General features: G+C 69.9%; 17 protein-coding genes and 1 rRNA gene. 10 read left to right on the top strand and 8 right to left on the bottom strand.

Features of this window, described 5'->3' with window-relative positions; translation table 11 throughout:
- Nucleotides 1–427 precede the first annotated feature (427 nt).
- Nucleotides 428–2,248, bottom strand: a complete 1,821-nt coding sequence (locus tag ACIQ7M_RS10865; protein WP_403642289.1) for a streptophobe family protein — start codon at nt 2,246–2,248, stop codon at nt 428–430.
- A 238-nt stretch (nt 2,249–2,486) separates the two neighbouring features.
- Here ACIQ7M_RS10865 and ACIQ7M_RS10860 point away from each other — a divergent pair, with 238 nt between their 5' ends.
- The gene (locus ACIQ7M_RS10860) at nt 2,487–4,970 is read left to right on the top strand and encodes an FHA domain-containing protein (RefSeq protein WP_403642286.1); all 2,484 of its coding nucleotides are present in this window, start codon (nt 2,487–2,489) and stop codon (nt 4,968–4,970) included.
- A gap of 81 nt (nt 4,971–5,051) precedes the next feature.
- Here ACIQ7M_RS10860 and ACIQ7M_RS10855 read toward each other — a convergent pair whose 3' ends face one another.
- The 3 genes from ACIQ7M_RS10855 to ACIQ7M_RS10845 form a co-directional block, all read right to left on the bottom strand.
- Complete coding sequence (locus ACIQ7M_RS10855) at nt 5,052–5,822, bottom strand: transglycosylase SLT domain-containing protein (RefSeq protein ID WP_355774754.1); 771 nt, start codon at nt 5,820–5,822, stop codon at nt 5,052–5,054.
- A 291-nt stretch (nt 5,823–6,113) separates the two neighbouring features.
- The gene (locus ACIQ7M_RS10850) at nt 6,114–7,241 is read right to left on the bottom strand and encodes an S-adenosylmethionine:tRNA ribosyltransferase-isomerase (protein WP_403642282.1); all 1,128 of its coding nucleotides are present in this window, start codon (nt 7,239–7,241) and stop codon (nt 6,114–6,116) included.
- Complete coding sequence (locus ACIQ7M_RS10845) at nt 7,238–7,933, bottom strand: SDR family NAD(P)-dependent oxidoreductase (RefSeq protein WP_403642279.1); 696 nt, start codon at nt 7,931–7,933, stop codon at nt 7,238–7,240. Before ACIQ7M_RS10845 ends, ACIQ7M_RS10850 begins: the two co-directional genes overlap by 4 nt.
- Nucleotides 7,934–8,117: 184 nt before the next feature.
- On the opposite strand from ACIQ7M_RS10845, the gene ACIQ7M_RS10840 reads away from it, so the two are divergent.
- From ACIQ7M_RS10840 to ACIQ7M_RS10825, 4 genes are all read left to right on the top strand, one after another.
- Nucleotides 8,118–9,284, top strand: a complete 1,167-nt coding sequence (locus tag ACIQ7M_RS10840) for a GAF domain-containing sensor histidine kinase (RefSeq protein WP_403642276.1) — start codon at nt 8,118–8,120, stop codon at nt 9,282–9,284.
- On the top strand, nt 9,277–9,918 hold the full coding sequence (locus ACIQ7M_RS10835) for a response regulator transcription factor (RefSeq protein ID WP_355774746.1): 642 nt from the start codon (nt 9,277–9,279) through the stop codon (nt 9,916–9,918). Before ACIQ7M_RS10840 ends, ACIQ7M_RS10835 begins: the two co-directional genes overlap by 8 nt.
- A 146-nt stretch (nt 9,919–10,064) precedes the next feature.
- The gene (locus tag ACIQ7M_RS10830) at nt 10,065–10,310 is read left to right on the top strand and encodes a chaplin (RefSeq protein ID WP_355774743.1); all 246 of its coding nucleotides are present in this window, start codon (nt 10,065–10,067) and stop codon (nt 10,308–10,310) included.
- Between the two features lie 196 nt (nt 10,311–10,506).
- Complete coding sequence (locus ACIQ7M_RS10825) at nt 10,507–10,746, top strand: chaplin (protein WP_355774740.1); 240 nt, start codon at nt 10,507–10,509, stop codon at nt 10,744–10,746.
- A gap of 432 nt (nt 10,747–11,178) precedes the next feature.
- On the opposite strand, the gene ACIQ7M_RS10820 is transcribed toward ACIQ7M_RS10825, so the two are convergent.
- Nucleotides 11,179–11,967 (bottom strand): hypothetical protein, encoded by a 789-nt coding sequence (locus ACIQ7M_RS10820; RefSeq protein WP_355775793.1) that lies wholly within the window; start codon nt 11,965–11,967, stop codon nt 11,179–11,181.
- A 121-nt stretch (nt 11,968–12,088) separates the two neighbouring features.
- Between ACIQ7M_RS10820 and ACIQ7M_RS10815 the strand changes: the two genes are divergently transcribed.
- The 3 genes from ACIQ7M_RS10815 (at nt 12,089) to ACIQ7M_RS10805 (ending at nt 14,498) form a co-directional block, all read left to right on the top strand.
- A complete protein-coding gene (locus ACIQ7M_RS10815; RefSeq protein WP_355775794.1) occupies nt 12,089–12,880 on the top strand; it encodes an ABC transporter ATP-binding protein in 792 nt (263 codons plus the stop codon).
- 96 nt (nt 12,881–12,976) lie between these two features.
- A complete protein-coding gene (locus ACIQ7M_RS10810; RefSeq protein ID WP_403642266.1) occupies nt 12,977–13,408 on the top strand; it encodes an NfeD family protein in 432 nt (143 codons plus the stop codon).
- A gap of 130 nt (nt 13,409–13,538) precedes the next feature.
- Entirely contained in the window at nt 13,539–14,498 is a 960-nt protein-coding gene (locus tag ACIQ7M_RS10805; RefSeq protein ID WP_355775798.1) for an SPFH domain-containing protein, read from the top strand.
- 69 nt (nt 14,499–14,567) lie between these two features.
- Here the strand turns inward: ACIQ7M_RS10805 and ACIQ7M_RS10800 are convergent, their stop codons facing one another.
- The 3 genes from ACIQ7M_RS10800 to ACIQ7M_RS10790 form a co-directional block, all read right to left on the bottom strand.
- Complete coding sequence (locus tag ACIQ7M_RS10800) at nt 14,568–15,074, bottom strand: HNH endonuclease (RefSeq protein WP_355775845.1); 507 nt, start codon at nt 15,072–15,074, stop codon at nt 14,568–14,570.
- A gap of 144 nt (nt 15,075–15,218) precedes the next feature.
- Nucleotides 15,219–15,758 (bottom strand): YbhB/YbcL family Raf kinase inhibitor-like protein, encoded by a 540-nt coding sequence (locus tag ACIQ7M_RS10795; protein WP_355775843.1) that lies wholly within the window; start codon nt 15,756–15,758, stop codon nt 15,219–15,221.
- Nucleotides 15,759–15,860: 102 nt separating this feature from the next.
- The gene (locus ACIQ7M_RS10790; protein WP_355775841.1) at nt 15,861–16,646 is read right to left on the bottom strand and encodes a sporulation protein; all 786 of its coding nucleotides are present in this window, start codon (nt 16,644–16,646) and stop codon (nt 15,861–15,863) included.
- 218 nt (nt 16,647–16,864) lie between these two features.
- Here ACIQ7M_RS10790 and ACIQ7M_RS10785 point away from each other — a divergent pair, with 218 nt between their 5' ends.
- Together ACIQ7M_RS10785 and ACIQ7M_RS10780 are read left to right on the top strand one after the other, a co-directional pair.
- Complete coding sequence (locus tag ACIQ7M_RS10785) at nt 16,865–17,506, top strand: DNA-3-methyladenine glycosylase (RefSeq protein ID WP_403642261.1); 642 nt, start codon at nt 16,865–16,867, stop codon at nt 17,504–17,506.
- Nucleotides 17,507–18,065: 559 nt separating this feature from the next.
- Nucleotides 18,066–18,245, top strand: a 16S ribosomal RNA gene (locus ACIQ7M_RS10780); the annotation flags it as partial.

Raw genomic sequence — 18,245 nt, 5'->3', positions numbered from 1 at the left:
GCCGGAGGGGCTGGATTTTCCCGGCCGGGGCTGAATTTCGCACCCGCAGCCGTGCTCCGGCAGAAGACGCCGGCGCGGCCACCACGACGCACCCGCAGTCGGGAGCGCCCGGATCGGGCCGGCGCGGTCACCACGATGCACCCGCAGCCAGCAGCTCCCGGAACGGGCCGGCAAGGTCACCACGACGCACCCGCAGTCGGCAGCGCACGGGAGGGGACGTGCCGGTACATCAAATGCCCGACAGGCCGGACGGATCATCACCCACCCGCACTTCTCGACCCCGCTGGGATCCGTTCGGATGCGGGCGGATGTACCGGCGCGGCCCCGCCCCACCCACCGGACGGAATCCGACACCGGCACCGAACGGAACCCGGCGCCGACACCGGCACGGGCAACACCCGGCACCGCGACCGCCGGCGCAGCGCCCTCAGCGTCGAGGCCGGCGCGGACCCGGCCGCCCCTCGTCCGGCGAGGGCGGAACCGGCGGCGGGGGAGGAGGCAGCGGCGGCGGCCCGTCCGGCCTCCGCTTCGACGACGGCCCGACCGGCCCGACCGGGCCCACCATCGTGGGCGCCCCATACACGTCCCCCGCCCTACGATCCCCCGCCCTACGATCCTCCGGCTCCCGCAACTCGTCCGGCACCGTCAGGTACGGATTGGTGTCAGGGTTCGGCGCCCGATACGACCCCCGAGGCCGATAGGGCCCGGCCTCCGCATCGTGACCCGCACCCGCACCCGCACCCGCACCCCCAGGCCCCCCGGCCCCCCACGCCACCCCAGGAACCCCAGCCCCCCCGACAACCTCAGCACCCCCCGCAGCCCCCCGCCCCACAGCCCCACACACCCAAGCCAGCAACGCCCCCACAGCCCCCGCCCCGGCCCCCCAGAGAGCCCCCAGGACCAACGCCACCCCGAGCCGGCCCCGCAGCTCGATCCCCGCCCCGAACGCGTCGAACCCGAACACGGACAGGGACGCGTCCACCGACACCTCCGTCAGCCACGCGAGCAGCGGCAGCGCCAGCGCCGTGACACCCCCCAGCCGAAGTGCGCAGCGCGCCGCGAACCGCAGAGCACCGTCCCCCCGTACATCCGGGCCCCCCGGGGATCCTCCCGCCGCCGCACCCCCCACCCGTACGAATGGCGTACGCGCAGCCGTCAGGACGCCCGCGTACAGCATCATCAGAGCGGCCGCGAGCGCCAACAGCCATACGCGCCCGTCGAGTTCGGCGAGCCGCCCGAGGGTGACGGGCCGGGACGCGTCGGCGGTGAGGAGCTTGTCGAGGGGGTCGGGCAACAGCTTGGCGAGCTCACCGGTGGCCTTCCCGTCCCAGGGCACGAAGAGCCCGAGGGGGATGCCGAGCCACACGCCGTTGGGCGCGCCGAGCAGCGCGGCTCCCGCGATCCGCTTCGGGTGGTCGTCGCCGATCGCCGTGTACGCGGCCGCCGCGAGCCCGGCGAGGACGGCGACCAGCAGGACGGCGACGAGCGAGGAGACGGCCGGCCGCACCGCGCGATGCACGACGTCCCAGCCGCGCGGCAACGGCGTACGCCGGGAGGCCAGCAGCGCGATCAGCAGGACCGAGGCGGCCCACGCGGCCCCGCCGAGCAGGGTCGGCACGGTGTCGACGGAGAACCCCACGGCGGCCTTCGCCTTCACGAGGTCACCGATCTTGCCGGGCAGCAGACCGCCGAGGTCCCCGAGACCGCCGGGCAGTTTGTCGGTGATGGAGCCGAGCCCGTCGCCCCCGCCCCCGCCCACGGCCTTGTCGAGCCCGAGCTTGTCGCCGTCGATCGTGATGACGTCGTGTCCGGCCCAGGCGAGCCCGCCCAGGGTGGCCACGAACAGGGCGACCACCGAGCCCGCCCGCGCGAGGAGTTCGGCCGACGTGACGACAGCTCCTGCCCCACGCAGGGAGCGCAGGAAGAACCACGACAGCAGCAGGGCACCGACCAGCCCGACGCCGAGCGGTGTGATCTGGATGGCGGTGTGCGCCTGCGCGCCCTTCAGCCCGAAGGCGGACACGTTGCCGGACGGCGTCACCGCGCCGCCCGCCCCGAGGGCCACCATCGCGGCGGTCATCGGGCCGAGCGAGGCCGCCGCGTCCGCCCCGAGCAGATGCAGACCGAGCGCTGCGGTGCCCGCCATCCCGATCAACGCCCAGCTCACGGAGGCGATCGCGGACAACAGCACGTCTCCCCACGGCACCCGCCCGCCGTTCCCGCCGTGGTGCGTGGTCCCGATGCTCATCGCCAGACCCCCCGATCAGCGACGCGGTGATCCCGCGCATGTCCCCCTCGTGTGGGATTACCACTCTCCGGGCCGGTTTCAACCCCGTCAACGGATACGGACAACCCGCCCGCCATCAACGTTCACAAGGCCCGACTTTCGGTCAGGGGGCCTGAACTGAAATAGTTCCCCACGATGTTCGACATCCCTAGACTCCCTGTGATGGGGGTAACTCGGGGGACAACTCAGTGGGGCTGGAGTGCCGGAACTCGTACTGGAATTGAATGGACGGACCTGGACGCTCGACGCGTCCAGGCCTCACACCCTCGGACGTGATCCGCAGGGGGACATCGTGCTCGATGACGCCAGGGTCTCCTGGCGTCACGCCACGATCAGCTGGAACGGCCGTAGTTGGGTCATCGACGACCACGGGAGCACCAACGGCACCTTCGTACAGGGGCAGCGGATCCACCAGTTGGAGATCGGGCCCGGTTCGGCCGTGCACCTCGGCAACGCGACCGACGGTCCGCGGCTGAGTGTGGCCGGTGCCGCGGCCCCGGTGGCGCAGCAGCCGTTCGCGGCGCAGGGCGCCGGCCCCGGCTGGGCTCAGCAGCCGACGCCGCAGGGGTCGCAGGCCCCGCAGAACGCACAGCATTCGGGGGGCATTCCGCAGCAGCAGGGACCCGGCGGTGGCGCGGGGGCACCGCCGGTCTACGGCGACCGCAGCCCGACGACGTTCCACCAGTTCTCGCTGGGCCGCGTGATGCGCATCGGTCGTGCGCTGGAGAACGAACTGGTGGTCTCCGACCTCCAGGTCTCGCGCCACCACGCCGAGTTCCACGCGACGCCGGACGGCCGCTTCGAGATCCGTGACCTCGGCTCGCACAACGGCACGTACGTCAACGGTATGCCGATCGCCAAGGGCGGCTCCGCGCTGCTCGGCCCGAACGACATCGTCGGCGTCGGCCACTCGACGTTCCGGCTGGTCGGCGACCGGCTCGAGGAGTTCGTCGACACCGGCGAGGTCTCCTTCTCGGCCCGCCATCTGACGGTCACCGTCGACGGCGGCAAGCAGATCCTCAAGGACGTCTCCTTCGGCGTTCCCGAGAAGTCGCTCGTCGCGGTCATCGGCCCGTCGGGTTCCGGCAAGTCGACGCTCCTGAAGGCGCTCACGGGCTACCGCCCCGCCAACCAGGGTGACGTCCTCTACGACAACCGGAACCTGTACAAGCAGTTCGCCGAGCTGCGTCAGCGCATCGGTCTGGTCCCGCAGGACGACATCCTGCACAAGGAGCTGACCGTCAAGAAGGCCCTCAAGTACGCGGCCAAGCTGCGCTTCCCCGCCGACACCACGGGCGCGGAGCGCGAGGCGCGCATAGACGAGGTGCTGCGCGAGCTGAAGCTGGACATCCACAAGGAGAAGAAGGTCACCTCGCTCTCCGGTGGCCAGCGCAAGCGTGTCTCGGTGGCTCTGGAGCTGCTCACCAAGCCGTCGCTGATCTTCCTGGACGAGCCGACCTCCGGTCTCGACCCGGGCATGGACCGCGATGTCATGCAGCTCCTGCGCGGCCTCGCCGACGACGGCCGTACGGTCCTCGTCGTCACGCACTCCGTGGCGGAGCTCGCGATCTGCGACAAGCTCCTCGTGATGGCGCCCGGCGGCTCCGTCGCCTACTTCGGTCCGCCGGAAGAGGCGCTGAACTTCTTCGGCTACGAGACCTGGGCCGACGTGTTCTCCGCGTTCGAGAACTACCGCGACTACGACTGGGCGGGCCGCTGGAAGGGCTCGCAGCACTACCAGATGTACGCGGCGGACATCGACGCGGTGGCTCCGCAGTCGACGCAGATGCCGCCCGCGCAGGCGATGAAGCCGCCGAAGCCGCAGAGCTGGGGCTCTCAGCTCATGACGCTGATGCGCCGCTATGTCTCGGTGATCGTGTCGGACAAGGGCTTCCTGGCGCTGACGGTGATCCTGCCGGCGGTCCTGGGCTCGGTCAGCCTGCTCATCGACAACGGCAAGACGCTGCTGGTCAACGACAAGATCCTGCCGTCGGGCGCCCATGTGGCGAACGGCACCGCCACCACCGTGCTGCTGATCCTCGCGGTCGGCGCGTGCTTCGCGGGCGCCGCCAACTCGGTCCGTGAGCTGATCAAGGAACGGGTGATCTACGAGCGGGAGCGCGCGACGGGTCTGTCGCGCTCGGCGTACCTGATGTCCAAGGTGATCGTGCTCGGTGTGATCACCATGCTCCAGGGCGCGCTGGTCGGCGCCATCGGTTTCGGCAGCCGCGAGGTCCCGTCCGAGGGACTGATCCTCAAGAGCCTGCCCAAGGTCGAGCTCACACTGCCGATCATGGCGCTGGGCTTCGTGTCGATGATGTTCGGCCTGATCATCTCTTCGCTGGTGAAGACGGCCGAGAAGACCATGCCGCTGCTGGTCATGTTCGCGATCGTCCAGGTGGTCTTCACCGGCTGCCTGTTCATCCTGAACGGCACGGTGGGTGTCAACCAGTTCTCGTACCTGATGCCGGCCCGCTGGGCGGTGGCCGCGTCCGGGGCGACGCTGGACCTGAACAACATCTTCCCGAACCAGGACGATCCGACGAGCACGGACCCGCTGTGGAACCACACGGCCGGGGCCTGGACCGTGGACATGATCGCGCTGGTCGTCCTCGGTATCGCCTGCGGCTTCTTCGTGGCCCGCTTCCTGCGCCGCCACGAGCCCGAGGTCATGCGCAAGTAGACGCCCGGGAACGACGCGAGGGCGGCACCCCCATCGGGGTGCCGCCCTTCGGCGTCTGTGTGGGAACTCCGCGCTGAGTCCTCAGTACGCGCTGTTCACGTTGTCCATGGAACCGTACTTGTCGGCCGCGTAGTTGGCGGCGGCGGTGATGTTGGCGACGGGGTTGTAGATGTCCCACGAGGTGCCGGCCACGTGGTACGCCTTGAACGTCGGCGGGATGACCTGGAGCAGGCCCTTCGACGGGATGCCGTTGATGGCGTTGATGTCCCAGTCGTTGATGGCCATCGGGTTGCCCGAGGACTCACGCATGATGTTCTTGTGCAGCCCGTGGTAGGTGCCGGGGATGCCCTTCGCCTTCATGATGTCGAGGGACTCGCGGATCCAGCCGTCGAGGTTGTTGGCGTACGTCTTCGCGGAGACCGTCTGCATCTTGATGCGCTGCGTGGAGCGGCTCGCCGCGGCGGCCTTCTTCCTCGCGGCGGCCTGGGCGGCGGCCTTCTTCTTCGCGGCGGCCTCGGCGGCCGCCTTCTTCTTGGCGGCAGCCGCCTGGGCGGCCTTCTTCTTCGCCGCGGCCGCGGAGTCCGCCGCCTTGTGCTTGGCCTCGATGGTCTTGGCCTTCAGGTCGGCGACGCTGGTGCCGGCCACGCCGGACTCGACGCCCTGGATCTGCTTACCGCTGTAGGCGACGGGCGCCGTGGAGGCGGCGGCGTCGTCCGTGGTGGTGTGCGAGCCGCCCGGCGCCAGGGAGAACGCGAGGGTGGCGGCACCGAGGGTGGCCACACCGGCGAGCGAGTACTTGTGGAGCTTCGTCAGCTTCGGACTACGACCACGATCGGCAATGTTCTTGAGCATGACTGATAGACCTCTTCGAATAGCGCGGAGGTCGCTCTGCGTCCCGGTAGGGGACTGTGTTTCCGGAACAAACGCCCCGGGGGAGAACCCGAGGCGCTGAGCGACATGAGCAATTCTTAGCGGTCGCAAAATGCTCTGGCAAAGGTGTGACCTACGAAGCCAGGTAGTGGACACAGATGGGGCAAATCGGGGCAGACTGGCACGTCTCCGCTGGTCACCTTGTCCCTTTTATCTCCTATGCGCCTTCGTACGTGACCTGGGCCCTATGCGAGGGCTCACAGGGGTCCTCGATCATTCTGACGTGGGGTTGCGGGAGCAATGCTCAGAGTGAGGGCCGTTCCCGGGGAGGATGAGGTGCACGTCCCCGAACTCGTGCCAGAGATAGCGCCCGCGCAGGGCCTCGTCGTAGGCACGGTCGATCGCCGCCCCTCCCGCGATCGCCTCCAGCATCAGCAGATGCGAGGCCTCCGGCTCGTGCAGCCCGGTCACCAGCCCGTCGACGGCCCGCACCCCGCGCTCCGGAGTCACCACGAGTCCGGTCCACCCCTTCGCCGCCCGGACCAGCCCGTCCTCGCCGGTCGCGGACTCCACGGCCCGCACCGCCGTCGTACCGACCGCGACGATCCGGCCCCCACCGGCCCGCGCGGCGTTGATCAGCCGGGCCGACACCGCCGGAACCTCGTACCGCTCCGGATACGGCGGCTCGTGCGACTCCGCCGAGGCGACCCCCGTGTGCAGGGTGACCGGCGCGAACTGCACACCCCGGCTCACCAGCTCCGCCACCAGACGCGAGGTGAAGGGACGCGCCGCGCTCGGCATCTCCGCGCTCCCCGCCCCGTCGTCCGACGGCAACGCGAACACCGTCTGGTACACGGACAGCGGCTGGTCCCTGTCCGTGTAGGAGTAGCGGATGGGCCGCCCGTACCGCCGCAGCAGCCCCAGCACGTCCACGTCCGGCACCCGCCCCCACCACAGCCGCCGCCCCCGCGCGGTCAGTGGCTCCTCCAGTACGAGAGGTACGTCCCCGGGCAGGCGCACCACTGTCCCCGCGGGGCCGCCCGCCCGCGCGCGTGTGGTGCCGCGGCCGTCCGGATCCCGCAGCTCGACCGCCCACCGCCCGTCGTCGCCCCGGGTGGAGAAGTGCACCACCACGCGCGCGTGCCCGATCCGCCCGTCCACGGCCGCCGCCAGCGTGGCCGAGGTGTTGACGATCAGCAGATCCCCGGCCTTCAGCAACCGGGGCAGCTCCACGAACGCGTGATGCGACACCTCGGTACCGCGCGACACCAGCAGCCGTACGGAATCCCGGTCGCGGCCGGGACCGCGCTGCTCCGCCGGCACCCGCGCCGACAACTCCTCCGGAACGCTTCCCCACTCACGGCCGCGCCCGGCCCGAGAGACCCCCGCCACCGTCGTCACCGCTCCTCCAGCAGGTCCGAAGCCGTGTAGCGCCCACTGGCCGGCCGTTCGTCGAGCAGCCGCAGGAAGGCCGGGACCACACGCTCCGGCGCCGGGCGCGGATCGTCGTCGTCCGGTACGGCCGCCGCATAGAGGTCCGTCCCCATGTCCCCCGGATCCACCGCCCACACCCGCAGACCGGGCTCCTCCTCGCCGAGCACCGCCGAGAGATGGTCCAGCGCGGCCTTCGAGGCCCCGTAACCGCCCCACGTCTCGTACGCCTGCACCGCGGCGTCCGAACTGACGCCGACGACCGCGCCCGCCCCGGCCGCCCTCAGCAGCGGCAGCGCCTCCTGGACCAGGCCCAGCGCGGCGACCACATTGACCTCCAGGGCCCGCCGCAGCCCCTCCGGATCCAGCTCCTCCAGGCGCACCAGCGGCTCCGCGCCCAGCGCGCTCGCGTTGTTCACGAGCAGATCGACACCGCCCAGCTTCCGGGCCGCCGCCACCAGCTCGGCACGGTGACCGGCGTCCGTCACGTCCCCGGGCAGGGCCTCCACCCGCGTCCCGTACACGGAGAGCCCCCGCGCGGTCTCCTCCAGCACCCCGGGCGTCCTGGCGTCGAGCACCAGATCCCAGCCGCGCCCCGCCAGAGCCGCGCCGAGCGCCCTCCCCAGTCCCTTCGAGGCCCCCGTGATGATCGCTACCGGCATGACAACCGTCCCCTCGCTCGGACCGCCTTCCCGGCGGCTGCCCTCACGGTAGGAACGCGGTCCGCCCGGGCGCCTCGTCCGCGGGCCGCAATGATCAGGGGCCCTTCGTCCTAGGCCCAATGGCCCGGTGGGCGAGGCCGACGGCCCGATACGCACGGTCACACCCCGCCGGTACTTTGGGGGCATGAGTCACGGACCCCGGTCGGGCCTGTACGCGGTGAGCTCCGCGCTGCTGGCCATGAGCAGGCATCTCGAAGTGCGCGACGTCCTCAAGACGATCGTCGCCTCGGCCCGCGAACTGCTCGACGCGCAGTACGCGGCACTGGGCGTGCCCGACGACCACGGCGGCTTCGCCCAGTTCGTCGTCGACGGGGTCAGCGACGCGCAGTGGAAGGCCATCGGACCGCTCCCGCGCCAGCACGGCATCCTCGCCGCGATGCTGCGCGAGGCCCGCCCCGAGCGCCTGGCCGACGTGCGCAAGGACCCCCGCTTCGAGGGCTGGCCCGCGGCCCACCCCGACATGTCCGACTTCCTGGGCCTGCCCATCCGCGACGGCGACGAGATCATCGGCGCGCTCTTCCTCGCGAACAAGCTGCGGCCCGAAGGGGCGGGGCCGTGCGCCGAGGAGGACGGCCGCTGCGGCTTCACCGAGGACGACGAGGAACTCCTCACCATCCTCGCCCAGCACGCGGCGATCGCCCTGACCAACGCCCGGCTCTACGAACGCAGCCGCGAACTCACCATCGCCGAGGAGCGCTCCCGGCTCGCGCACGAACTGCACGACGCCGTCAGCCAGAAGCTGTTCTCCCTGCGCCTGACCGCGCAGGCCGCCGCCACCCTCGTCGACCGCGACCCCTCCCGCGCCAAGGGCGAACTCCAGCACGTGGCCGCGCTCGCCGCGGAGGCCACCGAGGAACTGCGCGCCGCCGTCGTCGAGTTGCGCCCGGCGGCCCTCGACGAGGACGGACTCGTCGCCACCCTGCGCACCCAGATCCAGGTCCTCGACCGCGCCCACTCCGCGCGCGTGACCTTCTCCAGCCACGGTGTACGAGCGCTGCCCGCCTCCCAGGAGGAAGCCGTGCTCAGGGTCTCCCAGGAGGCCCTGCACAACGCGCTGCGGCACTCCGGCGCGGCTCACGTCGACGTCACCCTGGACCGGCGCGGCCCCGGCGCCGTCCTGCACGTCCGCGACGACGGCGGCGGCTTCGACCCCACCGCGATACGCAGCGCCGGCCGTCATCTCGGCCTGGTGTCGATGCGGGACCGGGCGAGCGGGGTCGGCGGCACACTCACCGTGGAGTCGGCGCCCGGGAAGGGCACCGTGATCGAGATGGAGGTTCCTGGTGGCTGACGCAATCAAGGTGCTGCTCGTCGACGACCACCAGGTCGTCCGCCGGGGGCTGCGCACCTTCCTCGAAGTGCAGGACGACATCGAGGTCGTCGGCGAGGCGTCCGACGGATCCGAAGGCGTCACCCGCGCCGAGGAACTGAAGCCGGACGTCGTCCTCATGGACGTCAAGATGCCGGGGATGGACGGCATCGACGCGCTGCGAAAACTCCGCGAACTCGCCAACCCCACCCGCGTACTGATCGTCACCAGCTTCACCGAGCAGCGCACGGTGGTACCGGCCCTGCGCGCGGGCGCCGCCGGGTACGTGTACAAGGACGTCGACCCCGACGCGCTGGCCGGAGCCATCCGCTCGGTCCACGCGGGACACGTCGTCCTGCAAGCCGAGGTCGCGCACGCGCTGTTGTCCCAGGAGGAGGTCAACTCGGGTCAGGGAAGAGGTGTCTCGCTCACCGAGCGGGAACGGGAGGTCCTCGGTCTGATCGCGGACGGCCGCTCCAACCGGGAGATCGCGCGCGCCCTCGTCCTCTCCGAGAAGACCGTGAAGACCCACGTCTCGAACATCCTGATGAAGCTCGACGTCGCCGACCGCACCCAGGCCGCGCTCTGGGCCGTACGGCACGGGATCACGAACTGATCGTCAACTCGGAGGGTGTCGCTCCGGGATGAGATTCATACCGTCGGGTGTATGTCACCCGGATGGCGCATCCTTCCTGGAGCCCGGCCGTTCTCCAGTGCGCCGTGGCGGACCTGCCGCGGTGTTCGCGAGGAGGGGTTTCGCAAGTGAAGAACCTGAAGAAGTTCACGGCCGTCGCGATGGTGGCCGGCGGTCTGGTCGCCGCCGGCGCGGGCATGGCCTCGGCGGCGGACGGCGCGTCGGCGTCCGGCAAGGCCGTGGGCTCCCCGGGCGTCGTCTCCGGCAACCTCGTCCAGGCCCCGGTCGACGTACCGGTGAACGTGGTCGGCAACAGCGTGAACGTCATCGGCGCCCTGAACCCGGCCTTCGGCAACCTCGGCCTCAACCACTGAGGTTCCCCGTCGCGGCGACCTTGACCACCGGCCCTCCAGGGATCCCCTGGGGGCCGGTCGGTTTGTCGGCTCATCCGCGGACTGCACCGGACGGGGCAAACGTTACGTCTCCCCGTGCCGTCCCCGACTCGGCGGCGTTTCTCAGCGTACGACCCTCGGCAGGGTCGGATCCGTGAACGCAGGAGGAACAGTTTTCATGAACATCGCCAAGAAGGCCGCCCTGGCCGTCACCGTCGTCGGTATCGCCGCGGGCGCTGGTGCTGGTGCCGCTGTCGCCGACTCGGGTGCCGAGGGTGCGGCCGCGAAGTCGCCGGGCGCCGTCTCGGGCAACGTCGCTCAGGTCCCCGTGCACGTCCCCGTCAACGTCGTGGGCAACACCGCCAACCTCGTCGGCCTCCTGAACCCGGCGTTCGGCAACACGGGCGTCAACGGCTGAGCCATCCCCGTCGAAAGGGCCCCGCGAACGGAAACGTTTCGCGGGGCCCTTCCGCATGCCTCCCCGGACCCGCGCGCCCACCCCGAGCCCTCCGGAAGCCGACGCCCCCCGAACACAGGCGCCTTTCGCCCCCTCCGCCCCTACCCGACCCGTACCTGGGGCTCCGCCCCAGACCCCGCTCCTCAAACGCCGGAGGGGCTGAAACTTTCCCCGGCCGGCGCTGAAACCTGCTGCGGCCGGGGTTGGGACTTCCCCGGTCGGGGCTGTGACCGTCTGGATCTCGCACCCGCAGCCGGGAACGCGCCGTCGGGGACGTGCCGGTACATCGATGCCCGTCGCCACCGACGGTCACCTCTCCGTCCGACGGCGACGGGCTGATGCACCGGCACGGCCCCGACCCACCCACCGGACCGAACCGCGATCCGCACAAGCTCAGCGCGCCCCGCGTTCGCGTTCCTCCACGAAGGCGTTGTAAGCGGCCACCTGCGCCCGCCGGGCCGTCCGCTCCACCGGACGCAGCGCCTCGGTCCGACCGGACATCTCCGACGCGCTCACCGCGCCACCGTGCCCGCTCTCGTGCGCCACCGAGATCAGCGTCCCGACCCGCTGAGCCAGCTCCAGCACCCGCACGGCGCGCGGCGGGTACCCGGGCGCCAGCACCTCGCGCCCTCGCTCCGCCCGCGCCCGGTACGCGTCGATCGCCGCCGCCGCGACCGGCCCCGACCCGGCCACGTCCAGCCGCGACAGCACCTGCGTCGCGTCGCGGAGCGCCTCCGCCAGCTCCCGCTCGGCCTCCCCGAGCGAAGGCACATCGGCGGGCGGCGCCTCGCGTACGGCGAGGCAGTGCCAGACGACCTCGACATGCACATCGCCGGCCGGCCCGGCCTCGTACACCTCGGGCACGAGCCCCAGCGCCGCGCCGTGGCAGACCACGGCCTCCTCGGCGTCGAGGGCGCGCGCGTTGAACTCGGGCGGCCCACTGAGTCCCAGCGGATGCCCCGGCGCGGGCAACGCGACCCGCAGCCCGGTCACCCCGAGTCGGCGCAGCCGGCCGAGAGCGAGCGTGAGCCCGACGGGCCCCGACTCGCCGGGCAACCCCTCGACCCGGTGCACCGCGTCGTCCCCGACGACGGCGAGCACGGCGTCGTCCGGGGAAACAAGTCCGGCCAATAGGGCATTTCCCCATGCGGCCAGCCGTCCTGAGCGTGGTTCGGAGAGCATGCCCCCACCCTAAGGACCGGCCGATGGATCGGTGTGCCCGACCGGTGGCGTAGGTTTTCCCTGGGGGCTTCGTCCACAGACGCAAGCGACGGCCGAGACTGCAATGGGAGACAACGCGCTCATGAGCGATGTACTGGAACTGGTGGACGTATCCGTGGTCCGCGAGGGCCGCGCTCTGGTGGACCAGGTCTCCTGGTCGGTCAAGGAGGGGGAGCGCTGGGTCATCCTCGGCCCCAACGGCGCCGGGAAGACGACCCTCCTGAACGTCGCCTCCAGCTACCTCTTCCCCAGCTCGGGCTCCGCCACCATCCTCGGTGAGGCCCTGGGCAAGGTCGACGTCTTCGAACTGCGCCCGCGCATCGGCATCGCCGGCATCGCGATGGCGGAGAAGCTCCCCAAGCGCCAGACGGTCCTCCAGACGGTCCTCACCGCCGCGTACGGCATGACGGCCGGCTGGCACGAGGACTACGAGGACATCGACGAGCAGCGCGCCCGCGCCTTCCTCGACCGCCTCGGCATGAGCGACTACCTGGACCGCAGGTTCGGCACCCTTTCCGAGGGCGAGCGCAAGCGCACCCTGATCGCCCGCGCCCTGATGACCGACCCCGAACTGCTGCTCCTCGACGAGCCCGCGGCAGGCCTCGACCTCGGTGGCCGCGAGGACCTCGTGCGCCGCCTCGGCCGGCTCGCGCGCGACCCGATCGCCCCCTCCATGATCATGGTCACGCACCACGTCGAGGAGATCGCCCCCGGCTTCACCCACGTCCTGATGATCCGCCAGGGCAAGGTGCTCGCCGCCGGACCGCTGGAACTCGAACTCACCTCGCGCAACCTCTCCCTCTGCTTCGGCCTCCCCCTCGTCGTCGAGCAGGTCGGCGAGCGCTGGACCGCGCAGGGCCTGCCGATGGGCTGAACCGCTCCGTCCCGCGCACCCCGCACCCCTCAACCGGCGTATCCGACGTGATCGTGCGCTCTGTCCGCCAGGGGGCCGCGGTCCTACCATGACCATGTGGACGACATCAACGCATGGGTGTGGTGGCTCATCGCCGCGGCCGGACTCGGCATCCCGCTCGTGGTGACCGCGATGCCGGAGTTCGGCATGCTCTCCGTGGGCGCCGTCGCCGGCGCGGTCACGGCCGGTCTCGGCGGCGGTGTCGTCGTCCAGACACTCGTGTTCGTCGTCGTGTCGGTCGCACTCATCGCCGTCGTCCGCCCCATCGCGACCCGGCACCGCCGGCGCCCCGAACTCGCCACCGGGATCGAAGCGTTGAAGGGCAAACAGGCCATCGTCCTGGAACGCGTGGACGGTTCGGGCGCCGGCCGCGTCAAGCTCGGCGGAGAGATCTGGTCCGCGCGCTCCCTCGACGGCGCCCAGACCTACGAGGTGGGCCAGGAAGTCGATGTCGTGGACATCGACGGAGCCACGGCGATCGTCATGTGACCTCGTACAACGCAAGTGAACCGAACGCCCCACGTGGCAGACGACGTTCTGTCAGACTCGTCCAGCAAGATCTTCAACACCCATAAGATCTTTCGCAATTGCCGAGTGGAGAAGGGTACGGGGAGCATCGATGGAACCGATCATCATCGTCCTGATCATTCTGGTGGTGTTGGTCTTCATCGCCCTGATCAAGACCATCCAGGTCATCCCGCAGGCCAGCGCCGCCATCGTCGAGCGCTTCGGCCGCTACACGCGGACACTGAACGCCGGCCTGAACATCGTCGTCCCGTTCATAGACTCGATCCGCAACCGCATCGACCTGCGTGAACAGGTCGTCCCGTTCCCGCCGCAGCCGGTGATCACCCAGGACAACCTGGTGGTCAACATCGACACCGTCATCTACTACCAGGTCACCGACGCGCGAGCCGCGACGTACGAGGTCGCCAGCTACATCCAGGCGATCGAGCAGCTCACCGTCACCACACTGCGCAACATCATCGGCGGCATGGACCTGGAGCGGACCCTGACCTCCCGCGAGGAGATCAACGCGGCCCTGCGCGGAGTCCTCGACGAGGCCACCGGCAAGTGGGGCATCCGCGTCAACCGCGTCGAGCTGAAGGCGATCGAACCGCCCACCTCCATCCAGGACTCGATGGAGAAGCAGATGCGCGCCGACCGCGACAAGCGCGCGGCGATCCTCACCGCGGAAGGCATCCGGCAGTCCCAGATCCTCACCGCCGAGGGCGAGAAGCAGTCCGCGATCCTGCGCGCCGAGGGTGAGGCCAAGGCGGCCGCCCTGCGCGCCGAGGGCGAGGCCCAGGCCGTCCGTACGGTCTTCGAGGCCATCCACGCCGGAGACCCGGACCAGAAGCTCCTTTCCTACCAGTACCTCCAGATGCTCCCGAAGATCGCCGAGGGCGACGCCAACAAGCTCTGGATCGTGCCCAGCGAGATCGGTGACGCCCTCAAGGGTCTCAGCGGGGCCATGGGCAACTTCGGTGGACTGGGCGGCGGTTCGGGCAACGGCGGTTCCTCGAGGGACTCCGGCGGCGGCTCGGAGCGCCGCGAGAAGCCGTCCATCACGGACTGACGCCCCACGACTGCCCGTACGACGATGGGGCCCACCTCCCGCGGGAGGTGGGCCCCATCGTCGTACGGACTACGCGGCCGGCTGGGCCAGCCACTCCGGCAGCGCGTCGAAGTCGTCCTGACCGAGCGCCAGCAGCATGGCGTCCGCGGGAGTCGGCTCGAACGGCTGCCGCAGCAACGGCATCTGGGCCTGCTCCGGCGTACGGTCGGCCTTGCGGTGATTGTCCTCGGCGCAGGAGGCCACGGTGTTCAGCCAGGAGTCCCGACCACCCTGCGCCCGCGGCACCACGTGGTCCACGGTCGTGGCCCGGCGACCGCAGTAGGCGCACCGGTGCCGGTCGCGTACCAGCACACCCCGCCTCGACCACGGAGCTTGTCTTCGGAACGGCACCCGGACGTAACGGCAGAGCCTGATCACCCGGGGCACGGGTATGTCCAGTGCGGCACCGCGCATGCGCAGTTCGGGGTGGGCCTGCTCGACGACGGCCTTGTCCGTCAGCACCAGAACGACGGCTCGGTTCAACGTCACCGTCGACAACGGCTCGAAGCTCGCGTTCAGTACCAGCGTGTCCCGCATCCGGCCCACCTCCTCTTGCGCACCGGCCCACCTGCGGCGGGCTGGGATCAACTTTGGCCGGGCACGCCGAGATGGACAACGCAATAAAAAATGCCCGCCCCTGATCACTTCCATGACCAGAGGCGGGCAAACGTTCGGTGAACGTCAGTCTGCGGCGGGATTGGCGTACTCGCCGATCAACTGGGCGCGCGCCAGCGTGTGGAACCGCAGATTGAAGCCCACCACGGCGGGCGACACGTCCGCGTCGGGACCGAGCTTCTCCTGATCCACGGCGTACACCGTGAAGACGTACCGGTGCGCGGGATCCCCGGCCGGCGGCGCGGCGCCGCCGAAGTCACGGGACCCGTAGTCGTTGCGCACCTGGACGGCACCGTCGGGAAGACCCTCGAACTTGCCGCTGCCCGCGCCCGTCGGCAGCTCCGTCACCGAGGCCGGGATGTCGAACAGCACCCAGTGCCAGAACCCGCTGCCTGTCGGGGCGTCCGGATCGAAGCACGTCACGGCGAAACTCTTCGTCTCCGGTGGAAAGCCTTCCCAGCTCAGTTGCGGCGAGGTGTTCCCGGCCGCGTGGACCTGCGCGTCCTTCAGCACCGCGCCCGGCTCGACGTCCTCGCTGGTGAGCGTGAACGCCGGCACCGGCGGATGGAAGTCGTGCGGAAGCGGCGGCCTCTTGAGCTCGGTCACGTCAGTACCTCCAGAACGGCGGATTCCGTGCCTCGAGCCTAGGCCGTGTCCGCAAAGTCTCGCCTGCCCGCCGGGCGGACGACGCGACTTTGCGGACATGTCCTAGAACCAGCTCCGCTTGCTGCCGACCTCCGACAGCCACTGGTTCAGGTATCCGGCCCAGTCGGTGCCGTGGAAGTCGTGCAGACCGACCTGGAAGGAGCGGAAGGAGTCGCTGCCCTCGCTGAAGAGGCCCGGCTTCTTGTCCATCTCCAGGACGACGTCCATCGCGCGGTCGTCCGCGACGAAGCTCAGCTCCACCTGGTTCAGCCCGCGGTACTGCGACGGCGGGTAGAACTCGATCTCCTGGTAGAACGGCAGCCGCTGACGGGTGTTGCGGATGTGCCCCTTCTCCATGTCCGCGTTCTTGAAGCGGAAGCCGAGCTGGATGAAGGCGTCGAGAATCGCCTTCTGCGCCGGCAGCGGGTGCACGTTGACCGGGTCGAGGTCACCCGGGTCGATGGCGCGGGCGATCTGCAGCTCGGTGGTGACACCGATGTTCATCCCGCGCAGGCTCTGCCCGTCGATCATGGTGATCGGCGTCTCCCACGGCACCTCCAGACCGAACGGGACCGTGTGCACGGCGCCGGCCTGGAGCTGGAAGGCCCCGCCGAGCCGCAGCTTCGTGAACTCGATGTTCTGCTTGTACTCCTGGTCGTCGTGGCCCTCGACCTCGACCTTGGCCTGAAGGCCGACCGACAGACCCTCGATCGCCTGGTCGACCGAGCCACCCTGGATCCGCACCTCGCCCTGGACGACGCCGCCCGGAACGGTGTTGGCCTCGGTCAGCACCGTCTCGACCGAAGCCCCACCGGCCCCCAAGCTCGCAAGCAGCCGCTTGAACCCCATGTCGTCACTTCCTCCCCAGGCAATGCCTGTTCGTCCACTGTCTGTCTGGATCCTTTGATCCCTACAAACGCGATCCGGCCCCGACCGGTTCCGCGCCCTCACCCTTACAAGCGGAGAGGCCCGCTGACCACCCCGCCGGCACGTATCCGTCCGGACTCCGCCGAACGGCTCCGGACCCCACCACACCGGGGAGAAGGGAGGGACTACGCTCGTACGCCATGATCGCGGCCCCTGACCGTACGCCCCTGACGCGGGACTTCTTCGACCGGCCCGTCCTGGACGTCGCCCCCGACCTGCTGGGACGCCTGCTCGTACGGGCCACGCCGGACGGCCCGATCGAGCTGCGCCTGACGGAGGTCGAGGCCTACGACGGCCCGAACGACCCCGGCTCGCACGCCTACCGCGGCCGCACGGCCCGCAACGGCGTGATGTTCGGCCCGCCCGGTCATGTGTACGTCTACTTCACCTACGGCATGTGGCACTGCATGAACCTGGTGTGCGGCCCGGAGGGCAGGCCCAGTGGAGTGCTCCTCCGGGCCGGCGAGGTCACGGAGGGCGTGGATCTCGCTCGTAAACGTCGACTCTCGGCCCGATACGACAAGGAACTGGCCAAAGGACCGGCGCGGCTCGCGACGGCCCTGGGGGTGGACCGGTCACTCGACGGGGCGGACGCCTGCGGCCCCGAGGCTTCGCCTCTGACCATGCTGACGGGGAGCCCCGTCCCCTCCGACCAGGTACGCAACGGGCCGCGCACCGGAGTCTCGGGCGACGGGGGCGTCCACCCGTGGCGTTTCTGGATCGCCGACGACCCCACGGTGAGTCCTTATAGAGCGCATGCGCCTCGCCGCCGTTCAACTTGACTCGCCCCTAGGGGATCCGTAATGTAGCCCGAGCCGCTTGAACCGGTTACGGCGTTCAGCCAGCAGCCGAGAGCGGCCAACCCACTACCTACGACTTCCCCGCAGCGGGGGCTTATTCGGCGTGCCTGCACGTCTGAATTCGAACCTGCGGAACTCGATTATGAGTCGCCGAGGAAATCCGCTAACGTAGTGAATGTCGAAAGGCCGCGAAACGCGAAAGCGCTGAAAGGCCGGTAGACAAAACCCGCTGACTGGGAGTCAGGCCCGAAAGAGTCTGATAGAGTCGGAAACGCAAGACCGAAGGGAAGCGCCCGGAGGAAAGCCCGAGAGGGTGAGTACAAAGGAAGCGTCCGTTCCTTGAGAACTCAACAGCGTGCCAAAAATCAACGCCAGATATGTTGATACCCCGTCTCCGGCCGATCGGCCGGGACGAGGTTCCTTTGAAAAAGTCCTGCCGGGCATTGTTCCGGTAGGCGCACAGCGAGGACGCTGTGAACGACCGGTCCTATTCCGACCGGTTGTTCCGCTCTCGTGGTGTCGTCCCGATTACGGGAAAACATTCACGGAGAGTTTGATCCTGGCTCAGGACGAACGCTGGCGGCGTGCTTAACACATGCAAGTCGAACGATGAACCACTTCGGTGGGGATTAGTGGCGAACGGGTGAGTAACACGTGGGCAATCTGCCCTTCACTCTGGGACAAGCCCTGGAAACGGGGTCTAATACCGGATAACACTCCT

It is taken from the genome of Streptomyces sp. NPDC096324 (assembly GCF_044763015.1).
Classification (GTDB): Bacteria; Actinomycetota; Actinomycetes; order Streptomycetales; family Streptomycetaceae; genus Streptomyces.
The sequence above is the reverse complement of the archived record's forward strand: the minus strand, read 5'-3'. Positions and strand labels throughout refer to the sequence as shown.

Excerpts from the sequence above, each read along its gene's own strand:
- ACIQ7M_RS10865 (WP_403642289.1), bottom strand. The coding sequence starts at position 2,248 with ATGAGCATCGGGACCACGCACCACGGCGGGAACGGCGGGCGGGTGCCG.
- ACIQ7M_RS10855 (WP_355774754.1), bottom strand. The coding sequence starts at position 5,822 with ATGCTCAAGAACATTGCCGATCGTGGTCGTAGTCCGAAGCTGACGAAG.
- ACIQ7M_RS10845 (WP_403642279.1), bottom strand. The coding sequence starts at position 7,933 with ATGCCGGTAGCGATCATCACGGGGGCCTCGAAGGGACTGGGGAGGGCG.
- ACIQ7M_RS10840 (WP_403642276.1), top strand. The coding sequence starts at position 8,118 with ATGAGTCACGGACCCCGGTCGGGCCTGTACGCGGTGAGCTCCGCGCTG.
- ACIQ7M_RS10825 (WP_355774740.1), top strand. The coding sequence starts at position 10,507 with ATGAACATCGCCAAGAAGGCCGCCCTGGCCGTCACCGTCGTCGGTATC.
- ACIQ7M_RS10820 (WP_355775793.1), bottom strand. The coding sequence starts at position 11,967 with ATGCTCTCCGAACCACGCTCAGGACGGCTGGCCGCATGGGGAAATGCC.
- ACIQ7M_RS10815 (WP_355775794.1), top strand. The coding sequence starts at position 12,089 with ATGAGCGATGTACTGGAACTGGTGGACGTATCCGTGGTCCGCGAGGGC.
- ACIQ7M_RS10805 (WP_355775798.1), top strand. The coding sequence starts at position 13,539 with ATGGAACCGATCATCATCGTCCTGATCATTCTGGTGGTGTTGGTCTTC.
- ACIQ7M_RS10800 (WP_355775845.1), bottom strand. The coding sequence starts at position 15,074 with ATGCGGGACACGCTGGTACTGAACGCGAGCTTCGAGCCGTTGTCGACG.
- ACIQ7M_RS10790 (WP_355775841.1), bottom strand. The coding sequence starts at position 16,646 with ATGGGGTTCAAGCGGCTGCTTGCGAGCTTGGGGGCCGGTGGGGCTTCG.
- ACIQ7M_RS10785 (WP_403642261.1), top strand. The coding sequence starts at position 16,865 with ATGATCGCGGCCCCTGACCGTACGCCCCTGACGCGGGACTTCTTCGAC.